The 12,891-nt window shown below is 35.5% G+C and carries 15 protein-coding genes and 1 riboswitch; of the genes, 7 read left to right on the plus strand and 8 right to left on the minus strand.

Annotation, left to right across the window (positions count from 1 at the left end; translation table 11 throughout):
- Nucleotides 1-25 precede the first annotated feature (25 nt).
- The 7 genes from DT250_RS14820 to phaQ all read right to left on the minus strand — a co-directional run bounded on the left by DT250_RS14820 (nucleotide 26) and on the right by phaQ (nucleotide 5,500).
- Nucleotides 26-877 carry a formate/nitrite transporter family protein gene (locus DT250_RS14820; protein WP_048545034.1) on the minus strand — a complete coding sequence of 284 codons (852 nt, stop codon included), beginning with the start codon at nucleotides 875-877 and terminating at the stop codon, nucleotides 26-28.
- A gap of 201 nt (nucleotides 878-1,078) precedes the next feature.
- Nucleotides 1,079-1,873 carry a TerC family protein gene (locus DT250_RS14825; protein ID WP_142954045.1) on the minus strand — a complete coding sequence of 265 codons (795 nt, stop codon included), beginning with the start codon at nucleotides 1,871-1,873 and terminating at the stop codon, nucleotides 1,079-1,081.
- Nucleotides 1,874-1,963: 90 nt separating this feature from the next.
- A riboswitch (yybP-ykoY riboswitch) is annotated at nucleotides 1,964-2,129 on the minus strand.
- 38 nt (nucleotides 2,130-2,167) lie between these two features.
- Complete coding sequence (locus tag DT250_RS14830) at nucleotides 2,168-3,487, minus strand: TrkH family potassium uptake protein (RefSeq protein ID WP_149213259.1); 1,320 nt, start codon at nucleotides 3,485-3,487, stop codon at nucleotides 2,168-2,170.
- Between the two features lie 114 nt (nucleotides 3,488-3,601).
- Nucleotides 3,602-3,787, minus strand: coding sequence for an alpha/beta-type small acid-soluble spore protein (locus DT250_RS14835; protein WP_000241212.1), 186 nt, complete (start codon nucleotides 3,785-3,787; stop codon nucleotides 3,602-3,604).
- Nucleotides 3,788-3,934: 147 nt separating this feature from the next.
- Complete coding sequence (locus DT250_RS14840) at nucleotides 3,935-4,378, minus strand: MaoC family dehydratase (RefSeq protein WP_001067917.1); 444 nt, start codon at nucleotides 4,376-4,378, stop codon at nucleotides 3,935-3,937.
- A 101-nt stretch (nucleotides 4,379-4,479) separates the two neighbouring features.
- Entirely contained in the window at nucleotides 4,480-5,004 is a 525-nt protein-coding gene (phaP, locus tag DT250_RS14845; protein ID WP_000448583.1) for a polyhydroxyalkanoic acid inclusion protein PhaP, read from the minus strand.
- Between the two features lie 43 nt (nucleotides 5,005-5,047).
- The gene (phaQ, locus tag DT250_RS14850) at nucleotides 5,048-5,500 is read right to left on the minus strand and encodes a poly-beta-hydroxybutyrate-responsive repressor (protein WP_149213260.1); all 453 of its coding nucleotides are present in this window, start codon (nucleotides 5,498-5,500) and stop codon (nucleotides 5,048-5,050) included.
- Between the two features lie 198 nt (nucleotides 5,501-5,698).
- Here phaQ and phaR point away from each other — a divergent pair, with 198 nt between their 5' ends.
- The 5 genes from phaR (at nucleotide 5,699) to DT250_RS14875 (ending at nucleotide 10,907) form a co-directional block, all read left to right on the plus strand.
- Nucleotides 5,699-6,181: a polyhydroxyalkanoic acid synthase subunit PhaR gene (gene phaR, locus DT250_RS14855; protein WP_000566954.1), complete on the plus strand. Its 483-nt coding sequence runs from the start codon at nucleotides 5,699-5,701 to the stop codon at nucleotides 6,179-6,181.
- 153 nt (nucleotides 6,182-6,334) lie between these two features.
- A complete protein-coding gene (locus DT250_RS14860; protein ID WP_000250411.1) occupies nucleotides 6,335-7,078 on the plus strand; it encodes an acetoacetyl-CoA reductase in 744 nt (247 codons plus the stop codon).
- 82 nt (nucleotides 7,079-7,160) lie between these two features.
- On the plus strand, nucleotides 7,161-8,246 hold the full coding sequence (gene phaC, locus DT250_RS14865; RefSeq protein ID WP_000206842.1) for a class III poly(R)-hydroxyalkanoic acid synthase subunit PhaC: 1,086 nt from the start codon (nucleotides 7,161-7,163) through the stop codon (nucleotides 8,244-8,246).
- 94 nt (nucleotides 8,247-8,340) lie between these two features.
- Complete coding sequence (locus DT250_RS14870; RefSeq protein WP_149213261.1) at nucleotides 8,341-9,534, plus strand: NAD(P)/FAD-dependent oxidoreductase; 1,194 nt, start codon at nucleotides 8,341-8,343, stop codon at nucleotides 9,532-9,534.
- Nucleotides 9,535-9,557: 23 nt separating this feature from the next.
- Nucleotides 9,558-10,907 (plus strand): TrkH family potassium uptake protein, encoded by a 1,350-nt coding sequence (locus tag DT250_RS14875; protein ID WP_149213262.1) that lies wholly within the window; start codon nucleotides 9,558-9,560, stop codon nucleotides 10,905-10,907.
- Nucleotides 10,908-10,945: 38 nt separating this feature from the next.
- On the opposite strand, the gene DT250_RS14880 is transcribed toward DT250_RS14875, so the two are convergent.
- Complete coding sequence (locus DT250_RS14880; RefSeq protein WP_149213263.1) at nucleotides 10,946-11,281, minus strand: DUF3905 domain-containing protein; 336 nt, start codon at nucleotides 11,279-11,281, stop codon at nucleotides 10,946-10,948.
- Between the two features lie 147 nt (nucleotides 11,282-11,428).
- On the opposite strand from DT250_RS14880, the gene DT250_RS31675 reads away from it, so the two are divergent.
- Together DT250_RS31675 and DT250_RS14890 are read left to right on the plus strand one after the other, a co-directional pair.
- Nucleotides 11,429-11,581 (plus strand): hypothetical protein, encoded by a 153-nt coding sequence (locus tag DT250_RS31675; RefSeq protein WP_000240799.1) that lies wholly within the window; start codon nucleotides 11,429-11,431, stop codon nucleotides 11,579-11,581.
- A 228-nt stretch (nucleotides 11,582-11,809) separates the two neighbouring features.
- On the plus strand, nucleotides 11,810-12,886 hold the full coding sequence (locus DT250_RS14890) for a putative 2-aminoethylphosphonate ABC transporter substrate-binding protein (RefSeq protein ID WP_000750887.1): 1,077 nt from the start codon (nucleotides 11,810-11,812) through the stop codon (nucleotides 12,884-12,886).
- The last annotated feature ends 5 nt before the right edge of the window (nucleotides 12,887-12,891 follow it).

Here is a 12,891-nt window from a genome sequence, read left to right on the forward strand (position 1 = left end):
ACTCCAAAGTTTTACTTTGGAGTTTTTAATGTTTCATATGTGCTTGTAACGGAATGATTTCTTCTTGTTGAGCCGCTACTAATTCAGTTTCTTCTTGTTTCACGTCAGGTACTTTCTTTGTTAAGTAATGGTATACCATGCCGACAAAGACGGACCCGCCAATAATGTTACCGATTGTAACTGGAATTAAGTTATGAATAGCACCTGCAAAAGAAATTGTCTCCGGATGCGGTGAAACTAAAGATAGAGCAAACAGTGATAAGTTTGCAATGCTATGCTCGTAACCAGATAAGAAGAATGTGAAAACGAGTAGCATCATCATCATAATTTTTGCTGTATCACCTTTAACTTGAGAAGGTAAGAAACACGCAAGACATACAAGCCAGTTACATAAAATTGCTTTAAAGAATAATTGCATTGTAGGTGTATTCATTTTTCCTTCTACTACTTTATTCATGAAATGGCCGTGATCAATTGCTTCGAAAATTCCAGTTGCATAAAATAGTAAGGCAAAGAATAAAGCTCCAGCTAAATTCCCTGCATAACAAGCGACCCAGTTACGAAGTGTATCAGAAATCGTTGTTTCTTTTCTTAAAGTTGCTACAGTAAAGTACATTGTGTTTCCAGTAAACAATTCAGCACCGCCATATATAATAAGTACGAGGGCAATTCCGAAAAACATAGAAGCAGCTAAATAAGTTGCCGGTGAATCTGCAATGTGAAAAAAGTTACCTAATTTAAAACATAGTACAATAATAAAACCGATATAAATACCCGCAAGTGCGGCACGAATGAAATATTGCATCGGGTTTGTATCTAGCATTTGTTTTTTGCTCTTAGCCAGTTTGACAACATAATCTATTCCTTGCTCTAGCATGAGTAATACGCTCCTTTAGTACATCATCTATAAATACTCCTTATATGAATAAAGTACATGGAATTGTTCTTAGTTTCAATAAGTTTGTGCAATGTTTCACAAAAAGGACATACATATATTGAGAAAACGCTTACAAATGGTAGTATAATAGAATTTTTTCTGGACATTGAGAGGGGAAGGGAAAAAGAAAAAGCGCTGTAATTACAGCGCTTTTTCGTCTAAATTCTTTTCTACTTTTCCTTCTACTTCTTTCGAGAAGAACCAACCGCCAACTGCGATTCCGACTAATACAATCCAGAATGTAAGCTTCCATAGTGTAGATTCTGGGAATGAATGCGGAATTACATTTAATGCAGGGTGTGCTAATGTATAAACTGCTAGTTTCACACCAACCCAACCTACAATTAAGAATGCTGCAGTTTCAAGTCCTGGTTTACGTTTTAAGATTTGTACGAAAGCAGTTGCTGCAAATCTCATGATGATTAACCCGATAAGTCCACCTACAAAGATAACAACGAATTGCCCAGTATCAAGACTACCAATTGTACCTAATCCTGTTTTTGGTAAAGTCATTGCTAATGCAACTGCAGCTAAAATTGAATCAACTGCGAAGGCGATATCAGCAACCTCAACTTTAAATACAGTCCACCAAAAGTTCTCTTGTTTTTTCTTTGCTTCTTTTTCTTCTGTTTCTTCATCCGTATTCTTTTTAACATACGTTTTAAATAAGTGATTACCAGCGATAAACATAAGGTAAATGGCACCGATTGCTTGCACTTGCCATACGTCGACTAAGAACGAAATCATAAATAACGATCCGAATCGGAAAACAAATGCCCCCGCTAATCCGTAAAATAGTGCTTTCTTTCGTTTTTCTTCTGGTAAATGTTTTACCATAATTGCAAGAACGAGAGCGTTATCAGCCGCTAAAATCCCCTCTAGTGCAATTAGGATGAGTAATACCCAACCATACTCCAACAATAATGATACATCCATGTACATTCTCCTCTCATTTCTATAAGTACTAAATAAGTGAAGAATTTCCCCACTATTTAGTTTCCCCATACTCCTGCCTATTAACTTTGGAAGAATTTGGAAATTAATACAAAAAAGACCTCTGCCGTTAATAGGCAAAGGTCTTGCTAGACATATGTAATGAAAATGCCAACAAAGCCGGAAGAACTAAGTTCTACGTAATGACGACTTTGTTTCCAAGAAATATTCTTGGACGCTACTCCCCTTTGGAGATATGCTATTGTACTCTCATTATATGGATAATGTATACGGTTGTCAACCTGTTAAAATATCTTCATTCGGATATTTTATTTTTCGGTTCTTTTTACGTGCAAATGAAAAAGCCAATGTTAAAGGTCCCATTTTCCCAAAAAACATCATAAAGATGATAATAGCTTTTCCGATCATAGTTAAGTGTGGTGTGAAATTCATACTGAGACCGACAGTCCCAAATGCTGAAAATACTTCGAAAGCACTCATCAATAGAGGAACTCGCTCAGTAATACTTAAAATTAAAATAGCAAAAAAGATAAATGAAATGGAAATAATAGTGATGGTTAATGCTTTGACAATGAGAGTATCTTTAATAGATTTTTTAAACACGACAATATCATCTTGTTCTTGTAAAAATTTAAATACCCCAAAAAACATGATTAAAAATGTTGTTAACTTAATTCCGCCACCGGTTGAAGCACTACCAGCGCCAATAAACATAAGGAGCATCATTAATAGTAGGGAAGGCTTTGATAATGCAGAAATATCAACTGTATTAAACCCGGCAGTACGAGTTGAAACCGCCTGGAAATAAGCGGCCATTCCTTCTTCAAATGGGGTAAATCCTCTCATAGAAAGGGAATTGTGGAACTCGAATATAAAAATAAAAACAGTCGCAATAATATTGACGATTAGAGTAGAAGAGAGCATAAGTTTTGAGTGTAATGTAAGGTTTTTAAAATTTTTCTTTCTTTTTATATCTACGATTACTGTAAAGCCAATCCCACCTAAAATAATGAGGGAGGAAATAACGAGATTGACAAGAATGCTATGAGAATGGGACATTAAATTATCGCTCCACACAGAAAAACCAGCATTGTTAAAAGCAGAGATCGAATGAAAAAAGCTATAATAGATCCCTTTAGCAATCCCGTATTTTGGTACCCATTCAAAAGAAAGAATCAAAGTAGCGATACATTCGACTGTAAAAGAGAATAAAAATAATGCTTTGGCAAGACGAATGACACCACCAATGTTCGTTTGGTTTAACGCTTGTTGCAGTAAAATTCGGTTTTGAAGACCAATTTTTCTGCCGAGCATAATCGCAATTAAAACGGCAAAGCTCATAATGCCAAGTCCCCCTACTTGTATAAGCGTTAAAATGACACACTGTCCAAACAAAGTAAATACTTTTCCGGTGTCTACAACACCAAGCCCAGTAACAGTACAAGCAGAAACTGTTGTAAATAAAGCGTCGATCCATGAAATAGAAGTTGTTGTAGCAATTGGTAGTTTTAATAAGCATGTACCGAAAACTGATAACATAATAAAAGACAAAGTAAGAACACGGGGAGGACTCATGCTAATATTAATCCGTTTCATGTCACATATCGTTCCTTTCAGTTTGCTCTTACTAGTATGTGAAAAAGCACGATTATGTATGTTAAAAATAGAAAGAGGCAGAGAATATCTGCCTCTAAGCCATAGGTTATTGTATTATCCACGTAATTGTTGTTGAGCTAAAGCGACTAGTCGTTTCGTTACTTCACCGCCAACTGAACCGTTAGAACGAGATGCTGTATTAGAACCTAAGCTAACACCGAATTCTTGTGCGATTTCATATTTAAATTGTTCAAGCGCTTGTTCTGCACCTGGAACTAGTAATTTGTTTGTTTTTACCATGTTGATACACATCCTTATGAGTAGTCCAGTTCAGCTAAATACTTATCTAAACTGGTAACGTTATTTTATGTGGAAACGACGTACTCATACGCGGAAGTAATCGGTGTGATTAGAAGTTATTGGATAGAAAAAAGAGTAGCAAATTTGCTACTCTTTTTTCAGTATTGTCGCTGTACCTTCCACGACAATATCACCGGATTGATTATATATGTTTGTTTGCAACGTAATGATTTTTTTATCGTCTCGTTTTTTAATGACTTCTGCCACAACGCGAAGTGTATCACCGATTTTGACAGGAGCACGGAATGAAACGTTTTGAGATAAATAAATCGTGTTTTTGCCAGGGAGTTTCGTTCCAAGAATCGTCGAAATGAAACTGGAAACGAGCATGCCATGAGCAATACGTTCTTTAAACATCGTCGTTTTTGCAAAAGAATCTAAAATATGAATAGGATTCACATCTCCAGTTAATTTTGCAAAATTAATAACGTCCTCATCCGTAATAGTTTTTGTAAGGGATGCTTGATCACCGACTTGAATCTCATCATAACGAAGCTCCGGAACAGTTTGTGCTTCTTGAAATGGATTCATTTTGGCCTCCTTCTTTTCCATATCGAAAAATGTTAGCCATCTTGATGTAGTAGGAGGAAGAAAGAGTTTTGTTTGTGCTGCAGTTAGCTCCCACATTTTTCTTACTTGATGGAAGTAAATAAATTTTTTGAGTTTTCCTCGAACTGCTTTGCGAGTTCTAGTTGTTTGGACTTGAACTCTCCCAAAAAAACTTCTAACTGTTTTTGAACCTCTTCACGTTGTAATTGTTGTTGTTCAATAAATTGTTTTGTTGTTTCTTCAAATTGACCGCTAGTTTGAGTAAGAATAGACAAAGATGTTTTCGTAGGAGAAACAGTCAGTTGGTGCATTTGATTAGAAAGTTCATTCCATTTCCCTTGCCACTCGTTAATTTGATCATTTAAGGAGTTTCCAGTTAATTGCTTCACGTAATCTGTATATTGGTTATTGAACTGAGCAGTGAATTGTTGTAGTTCTTTTTCTAGTTCATCTACTCCTGATGTTAATTTATGCAAAGCGTCTTGTTGTTGTTTTAAAGTTTCTAAAGTAAGTTGCTCTAATTGTTTCCCAGCTGAAGAAAAGAGGGAAAGAGATTGAGACCAGTTTTTCCAAAATGCATCGACTAATTCGTATGGCTTAGTTTCCATTGTTTGACCTCCAAATGTTTTTTTTACATATTGTGAACGCAGATTACTCTGCTGTACCACCAGGTGAAGATGAAGAATCCTTTTCATCCTTTTCTGGAGAAGCAGAAAATGGAAAGAATGCATTGGTGTATAACGTAAAAAACGTCCGCAACATATTTTGATAATGTTCAAAATATGTTGCACATGTTGTTAAATATTGCTCTCCATATTCTGTTAAAGAATAAATTCGTTTCGCTGGCCCGCCTTCACTTGTATCCCAAGTGGAAGAAATGAGATTTTCTTTTTCTAACTTGCGTAATGTTCTATACACATTACCTTGGTCAACAGAAGAAAAGCCGATGTCCATTAGCATTTGAATGAGTTTGTAACCATGAAGACTCCAGTCTTTTAGACAGAGAAGTAAGAAAGGAACTAAGAAGTTTTTTGGCATGGAGTTTGGTTGTTTCGCTTGGTTTTTTTCCAAACTTTCTGGGTGTTCTGGTTCATTATGTAGCATGATTGTGCATCACCTCATGAATCAGTTAGATGGAATTTTTTGCTTATAAGTGCAATTTACACCTATCTGTTTTTAATGTCAACACATTTATTGGAAAATAAAGAAAAATAAAATATAGACTTGAAGTTTTATTCAGAATATTAGAAAATAGTGAATAGGTTGAATTGTTTCAAAAACGAAAAAGGGAGTGTAGGCGAAGTGATTGATCAAAAATTCGATCCATTGCAAGCATGGAAAAATGCTTATGAACAAACCGAAACATTTTGGGGAAAAGCGCTCAATGAAACAATTAAAACAGAAGAATATTCTGCTTGGATGGGCAGCGTTCTAGATTTGAATTTGTTTTATCAAAAAGCATTAAATGATACGACAAAAAATTATTTAGAACAGGTGAATGTACCGACGAGAGAGGATATCGCTAGAGTAGCTACGCTTGTTATCAATTTAGAAAATAAAGTTGATAACATTGAGGAAATTCTAGAAGAGAAAGTGGATTCATTAGGACAAGCTCCTACATTAAAACGTGATGTTACGAAAGTAAAACAAGATATTCGCACGCTAGAAACGAAAGTCGATCAAATTTTAGAGTTACTAGAAAAGCAAAATGCAGTACTAGCGAAACTACAAGTACCTGCAAAAGAAGAAGTAAAGCCTGCGAATAAGCCGGAAAATAAAAAATGATAATAGCGTTTGTTTATAACGTGTAAAAGGGAAAGGGAGAATCTCTTTTTCATGTATAAACAACGAAACATAATTAATATATGGACTCTATTAATATGAGTACCAAAATGATTCATAACAATCGTTCACAAATTCATTTAAGGGGGAAAAGAAATGGTTCAATTAAATGGCAAAGTAGCAATCGTAACAGGTGGGGCAAAAGGAATTGGAAAAGCAATTACAGTAGCATTAGCACAAGAGGGAGCAAAAGTAGTTATTAACTATAACAGCAGTAAAGAAGCAGCTGAAAACTTAGTAAATGAATTAGGAAAAGAAGGACATGACGTTTATGCAGTTCAAGCGGATGTTTCGAAAGTAGAAGATGCAAACAGACTTGTAGAAGAAGCTGTGAATCATTTTGGTAAAGTTGATATTCTTGTTAATAATGCTGGTATTACAAGAGATCGTACATTCAAAAAATTAAATCGTGAAGATTGGGAGCGCGTAATTGACGTGAACTTGAGCAGTGTATTTAATACAACAAGCGCGGTACTTCCATACATATCGGAAGCAGAAGAAGGAAGAATCATTAGTATTTCTTCTATTATTGGCCAAGCTGGTGGATTTGGACAAACAAACTACTCTGCAGCAAAAGCAGGTATGTTAGGATTTACAAAATCATTAGCATTAGAGCTTGCAAAAACAAATGTAACTGTAAACGCAATTTGCCCAGGATTTATTGATACTGAAATGGTAGCAGAAGTACCAGAAGAAGTACGTCAAAAAATCGTTGCGAAAATCCCGAAAAAACGTTTTGGTCAAGCTGATGAAATTGCAAAAGGTGTAGTATACCTATGCCGTGACGGTGCATATATCACAGGTCAGCAATTAAACATTAACGGTGGATTATACATGTAATGAATCGAGAAAAAAGTGCATATCCATAGCAGGAATGCACTTCTTTTTTTAGAAATAAATCGACCGAAAAGGAGATAGAAAAATGACTACATTCGTAACGGAATGGGAAAAGCAATTGGAGTTGTACCCAGAAGAATATCGTAAAGCATATCGCCGTGTGAAAAGAGCGAGCGAAGTTTTATTACGCGAACCAGAACCACAAGTTGGTTTAACACCAAAAGAAGTTATTTGGACGAAGAATAAAACGAAGCTGTATCGTTACATTCCAAAACAAGAAAAAACACAGAGAGTTCCAATCCTATTAATATACGCGCTTATTAATAAACCGTATATTATGGATTTAACTCCAGGAAATAGTTTAGTGGAATACTTAGTAGATCGTGGTTTTGATGTGTATATGCTTGATTGGGGCACATTTGGTTTAGAAGATAGTCATTTGAAATTTGATGATTTCGTGTTTGATTATATTGCAAAAGCAGTGAAGAAAGTAATGAGAACTGCGAAATCGGACGAGATTTCTTTACTTGGTTATTGCATGGGTGGAACGCTAACTTCTATTTATGCAGCACTTCATCCACACATGCCAATTCGCAACTTAATCTTTATGACAAGTCCTTTTGATTTCTCTGAAACAGGATTATACGGTCCTTTATTAGATGAGAAATACTTCAATTTAGATAAAGCGGTTGATACATTCGGAAATATTCCGCCAGAAATGATTGATTTCGGAAATAAGATGTTAAAACCAATTACAAACTTTGTAGGTCCATATGTCGCTTTACTTGATCGTTCAGAAAATGAGCGCTTCGTCGAAAGCTGGAAATTAGTTCAAAAGTGGGTTGGTGACGGTATTCCATTCCCAGGTGAATCGTATAGACAATGGATTCGTGATTTTTATCAAAATAATAAATTAGTGAAAGGTGAACTCGTTATTCGTGGACAAAAGGTAGACCTTGCAAATATTAAGGCGAATGTCTTAAATATTTCTGCGAAACGTGATCATATCGCCCTGCCCTGCCAAGTAGAAGCTTTGCTAGACCATATTTCTAGCACAGATAAACAATATGTATGTTTACCAACGGGACATATGTCGATCGTTTACGGTGGAACAGCGGTAAAACAAACATATCCGACGGTTGGAAATTGGCTGGAGGAGCGTTCTAATTAAAAATAAAAAGTCCAACTAGCGTATGTTAGTTGGATTTTTTTATGGGAAATAACAAAAGATAGAAAGGAGAAATTTATATTTTAGGAGTATAATTATGAAACTTATGACTGGTAAGTTGTTTTGGAATACAGGAGTTTCTATACCTTGTTATCCATCATTAGAAAATGATATGATATGTGATGTGCTTGTAGTCGGAAGCGGAGAAGCAGGTTCTCATATAGCGTATTCGTTAGCGAAAATTGGAATGCGTGTTACGCTCATTGAAAAACGAGCAATCGCATGTGGTAGCACAGCTGCTAATACAGGTTTACTACAATTTCTTCATGATAAATCGCTAACCTCACTTATCCATACATTTGGTGAAAAAAAAGGGGTACGAGCATATAAGCTTTGTTACGAAGCGTTACGAACAATGGAGCAAGTTGTACCGACTCTCGATATTGATCCCCAGTTTATTCCGCGAAGTAGTTTGTATTATGCAAGTAGAAATGAGGATGTATCGTTTTTACAAGAAGAATATAATACGTTACGCCATTATGGATTCCCGGTTGAATATTTTACCGATTCACATATGAAGAAGAAGTATTCATTTATAAAACAAGCAGCGTTATATACGCATGGTGATGCCGAGGTGAATCCATATTTATTAGCGCATAGCCTTTTGCATAAAGCAAATCAAATGGGAGCTACTATACTTGAGCATACAGAGGCCATACATATAAAAAAACGCCAAAATGATTTAATTTGTTACACGAAAACAGGAAATCAAATTGTAGCAAAGAATATTATTATGGCGACAGGTTATGAAGCACTTTTCGGAAAGAAAGAAAAAAATACAACAGTGGAAACATCATATGCAGTGGTGACAAATAAGGTAGATTCATTTGAAGGCTGGCATGAACAATCATTAATTTGGGAAACAGCACGGCCTTACTTATATTTTCGAACGTATCAAAACCGTATTATTGTAGGCGGATTAGATGAAGCGATGCAAATTCAAACAATTGGTGATACGAAATTATTGCATAAGCGTGATATCCTTATTAACATTGTAAAAGAGATGTTCCCGCAGTATAAGAATATACAGGCAGAGTACTATTGGGCGGCAGCATTTGGCGGTAGTCATGATGGTCTCCCTATTTTAAAAGAAGACAAAGAGATACATAATTTATTTTACGCATTGCCATATGGAGGTAATGGAACTGTGTATGGAATGGTATTTGCCAAATTATTTGAGCAGTTATTTACAAATAAAGAAAGTGAAGATTTTTCTTTATTTAATCGATAGAAAAAAGGTAGCGAAGTGATGGAATGAGAGATATAAAAAAGTTTTTACAAAAATTACGTCCTGTACAACTCATTGTTTTATTTTATTTATTAGCAGTAGTTGTATCGGTGATATTGCTTAGTTTCCCGTTTGTTACGAAGTCTGGTGTGAAATGGACATTTATCGATGCCCTCTTTACAGCTGTTAGTGCGGTAAGTGTTACGGGACTGTCTGTTGTTACAATTTCAGATACATTTACTACGGCAGGAATTATTATGTTAGCCCTTATTTTACAATTAGGCGGCTTAGGAATTATGGCACTTGGTACGTTTGTTTGGATTATAACGGGGAAAAAGATCGGTTTGCAGAGAAGAAGACTCATTATGGCAGACCATAATCAAGGGAATTTATCAGGCCTTGTAGAATTGATGCGTTCTATTTTAATTGTAATTATTTCGATAGAACTTATCGGAGCGATACTATTAGGTACAAGATTTCTACTTTATTTTCCAACTTGGCAAGAAGCTTATTTTCACGGTTTCTTTGCCGCTGTTAGTGCAACCACGAACGGCGGATTTGATTTAACTGGACAATCATTAATTCCGTACAAAAAAGATTATATTGTGCAAATGATTCATATGTTACTTATTATTTTAGGAGCGATTGGCTTCCCGGTGTTAATGGAAATAAAGCAATTCTTTAGTAAAAGGCGACAGCAATTATTCCGCTTTTCGTTATTTACAAAATTGACGACAACAACATTTTTTGCCCTCGTTATCGTTGGAACCATTATGATTTTTTTACTAGAACGAAATCAATTTTTAGCAGGAAAGTCATGGCATGAAACAGTTTTCTATACATTATTCCAATCTGTGACGACGCGAAGCGGTGGACTTGCTACAATGGATATACGTGAATTGTCACAACCGACGCTTTTATTTATGAGTATATTAATGTTTATAGGGGCATCTCCAAGTTCGGTTGGGGGCGGAATACGTACAACAACATTTGCTGTTAGTATATTATCGTTATACACTTTTGCAAGAGGTGGAAGAACGGTTAGAGTCTTCAAACGTCAGTTACATGAAGAAGACGTGCTAAAAGCATCTGTCGTTATGACGATGGGGATTTTATTATGTGCCACAGCACTCTTTATTTTATCTATTACGGAAAATGTACCGCTTATGAGTTTAATTGTTGAAGTGTGTTCTGCTTTCGGAACGACAGGGCTATCGACAGGTATTACGCCAGATTTAACAACTGTTGGTAAACTTGTACTCATTGTACTTATGTTTATTGGGCGTGTCGGTATTTTAACATTTATACTGGCTAGTGGGGGAAGAGAACAGCCACCTCGCTATAAATACCCGAAAGAGAGAATTATTATTGGATAGTATGAAACCATTCTACCTATGTGAGGTAGAATGGTTTTTTAGTCGTTAATGCCAAATTGCGGATGCATAAAAGCCTCGTTCTTATTATCCACTTCTTTTTTTAGCAACTCTTGATTTTCTTCTGAAATCCACCCAATATCATTTGTAGGATGAATCCATCCTTCTCCAGCCATAATGGCAGGGTCTACTTCATCAGTCCAATTGTGAAGTGGACTATTCTTGGAATCATATTTACTGTCTCCGATTACGACGTCATATTGATTTATGAAAGGTTGTTGCATCTTCTTTCCTGTTCCTTTAAAAGATGGGAAATTCATTTGATGCGGGAGCGTTTCATCTAAAATTGGTGACTGGATTTTATCTTTCTTCTTCAAAATAATCGCCCCTTTTCTAATGTTCTTTTCATAGGTAGTATTTCCATCTAGCGGCCCTTATGTACTTGTTAACACTTGCCAGTAATAATTATTTAATGTTGTTTCAAACTAGAGTAGAAAGTGAATTCTTGAGAGCAGGTGAATGTATTGGTAAAAAGAAAAGTGAAACAAAATGCGGCAATCAACAATAATAAAACTCCGAAAGAAAGCTTACCAGATGCAGAATTTGCATTAGAGTATGAAGGAGAAAATAGCGCGAAGTATGCAAATCGTAATTCAAAAAAAGGTAAACAAAAATGAGGCGTTTTTTACAAACGCCTCATTTTTTTGTGGGATTATAAAGGTTTTTTTAATTATTTGTAAATTTAGTGTTCATTATTAGCAGAAAAATGAGAAAAAACATAGAAGTAGCAACGTATTACACAAAAACAAACAACAAACAAAAGATTAATGTTGGTTTAATACTGCTTTTACACTAGTTGTTTATATTAGAGTTGTACATAAGATTTATAAAAGGAGAGAGAGACAGTGAAAAAAACAATCTTTAAAGCTGTAGCAACTGGAATGGTATTTTCGTTATTAATGGGGTGTGGTGCAAAGAAAGAAGAAAGTGCTGGGGCAAAAGTAAAGGATGATAAATTATCTGGATCATTAACTGTTTACACAGCGATTGAAGAAGAACTTGTACCAATTTATCTTGATTCTTTTAAAAAGAAATATCCAGATGTGAAACTGAACATTGTTCGTGATTCAACTGGAGTTATTACAGCGAAATTGCTAGCTGAAGGGAAAAATACACAAGCAGATGTTGTATGGGGAACAGCAGCGTCTAGTCTATTAGCTTTAGATAAAAAAGATATGTTAAAAGGATACTCTCCAAAAGGAGCGGATCGTGTTCTTCCGCAATTTAAAGATGATAAGCAACCAGAAAAATGGGTAGGTAATACGGCATTTATGACGGGGATTGCTATAAATAAAGAAGAATTAAAGAAGAAAAATTTACCGATGCCAGAATCATACGAAGACTTAACGAAACCAGAATATAAAGGAACGCTTGTTATGCCACATCCAGCTTCTTCTGGAACAGGATTTTTAACAGTTTCTGCATGGTTACAAATTATGGGTGAAGATAAAGGGTGGGATTACATGAAGAAACTTCATGATAATATGGCAACTTATACTCATTCAGGTTCAAAACCAGCGAAATTAGCAGGCGCAGGTGAATATCCAGTTGGCGTATCAATGGTTTATAGTGCTTTGAAAGAGAAACAAAAAGGTGCACCAGTTGAAGTTGTATTGCCGAAAGAAGGATTAGGTTGGGAAGTAGAAGCGAACGCACTTATTAAAAAAGATAATGCAAAAAATGAAAAATTAGCGCAAGCATTTTTAGATTGGGCAATTACTGATGATGTAATGAAGTTATACTTCGAGAAAAATGGATTCGCGACAATTAAAAATGATTATAAACTTCCAGATGGATTCCCTAAAGATGTGACAGAAAAGTTATACAAAAAGAATGACTTTAAATGGGCAGCAGAAAATCGTGACAAAATTTTAGAAAAATGGGAAAAAGAGTTTGGCCAAAAAGCAGAACCGAAAAAGTAAGTGAG

The organism is Bacillus sp. AR2-1 (assembly GCF_008368755.1).
Taxonomy (GTDB): Bacteria; Bacillota; Bacilli; order Bacillales; family Bacillaceae_G; genus Bacillus_A; species Bacillus_A wiedmannii.

Coding starts and splice junctions, on each gene's coding strand:
- DT250_RS14870 (WP_149213261.1), top strand. CDS start 8,341: ATGAAACTTATGACTGGTAAGTTGTTTTGGAATACAGGAGTTTCTATA.
- DT250_RS14840 (WP_001067917.1), bottom strand. CDS start 4,378: ATGAATCCATTTCAAGAAGCACAAACTGTTCCGGAGCTTCGTTATGAT.
- phaC (WP_000206842.1), top strand. CDS start 7,161: ATGACTACATTCGTAACGGAATGGGAAAAGCAATTGGAGTTGTACCCA.
- DT250_RS14825 (WP_142954045.1), bottom strand. CDS start 1,873: ATGGATGTATCATTATTGTTGGAGTATGGTTGGGTATTACTCATCCTA.
- phaQ (WP_149213260.1), bottom strand. CDS start 5,500: ATGCTACATAATGAACCAGAACACCCAGAAAGTTTGGAAAAAAACCAA.
- DT250_RS14830 (WP_149213259.1), bottom strand. CDS start 3,487: ATGAAACGGATTAATATTAGCATGAGTCCTCCCCGTGTTCTTACTTTG.
- DT250_RS14835 (WP_000241212.1), bottom strand. CDS start 3,787: ATGGTAAAAACAAACAAATTACTAGTTCCAGGTGCAGAACAAGCGCTT.
- DT250_RS14875 (WP_149213262.1), top strand. CDS start 9,558: ATGAGAGATATAAAAAAGTTTTTACAAAAATTACGTCCTGTACAACTC.
- DT250_RS14860 (WP_000250411.1), top strand. CDS start 6,335: ATGGTTCAATTAAATGGCAAAGTAGCAATCGTAACAGGTGGGGCAAAA.
- phaP (WP_000448583.1), bottom strand. CDS start 5,004: ATGGAAACTAAGCCATACGAATTAGTCGATGCATTTTGGAAAAACTGG.
- DT250_RS14820 (WP_048545034.1), bottom strand. CDS start 877: ATGCTAGAGCAAGGAATAGATTATGTTGTCAAACTGGCTAAGAGCAAA.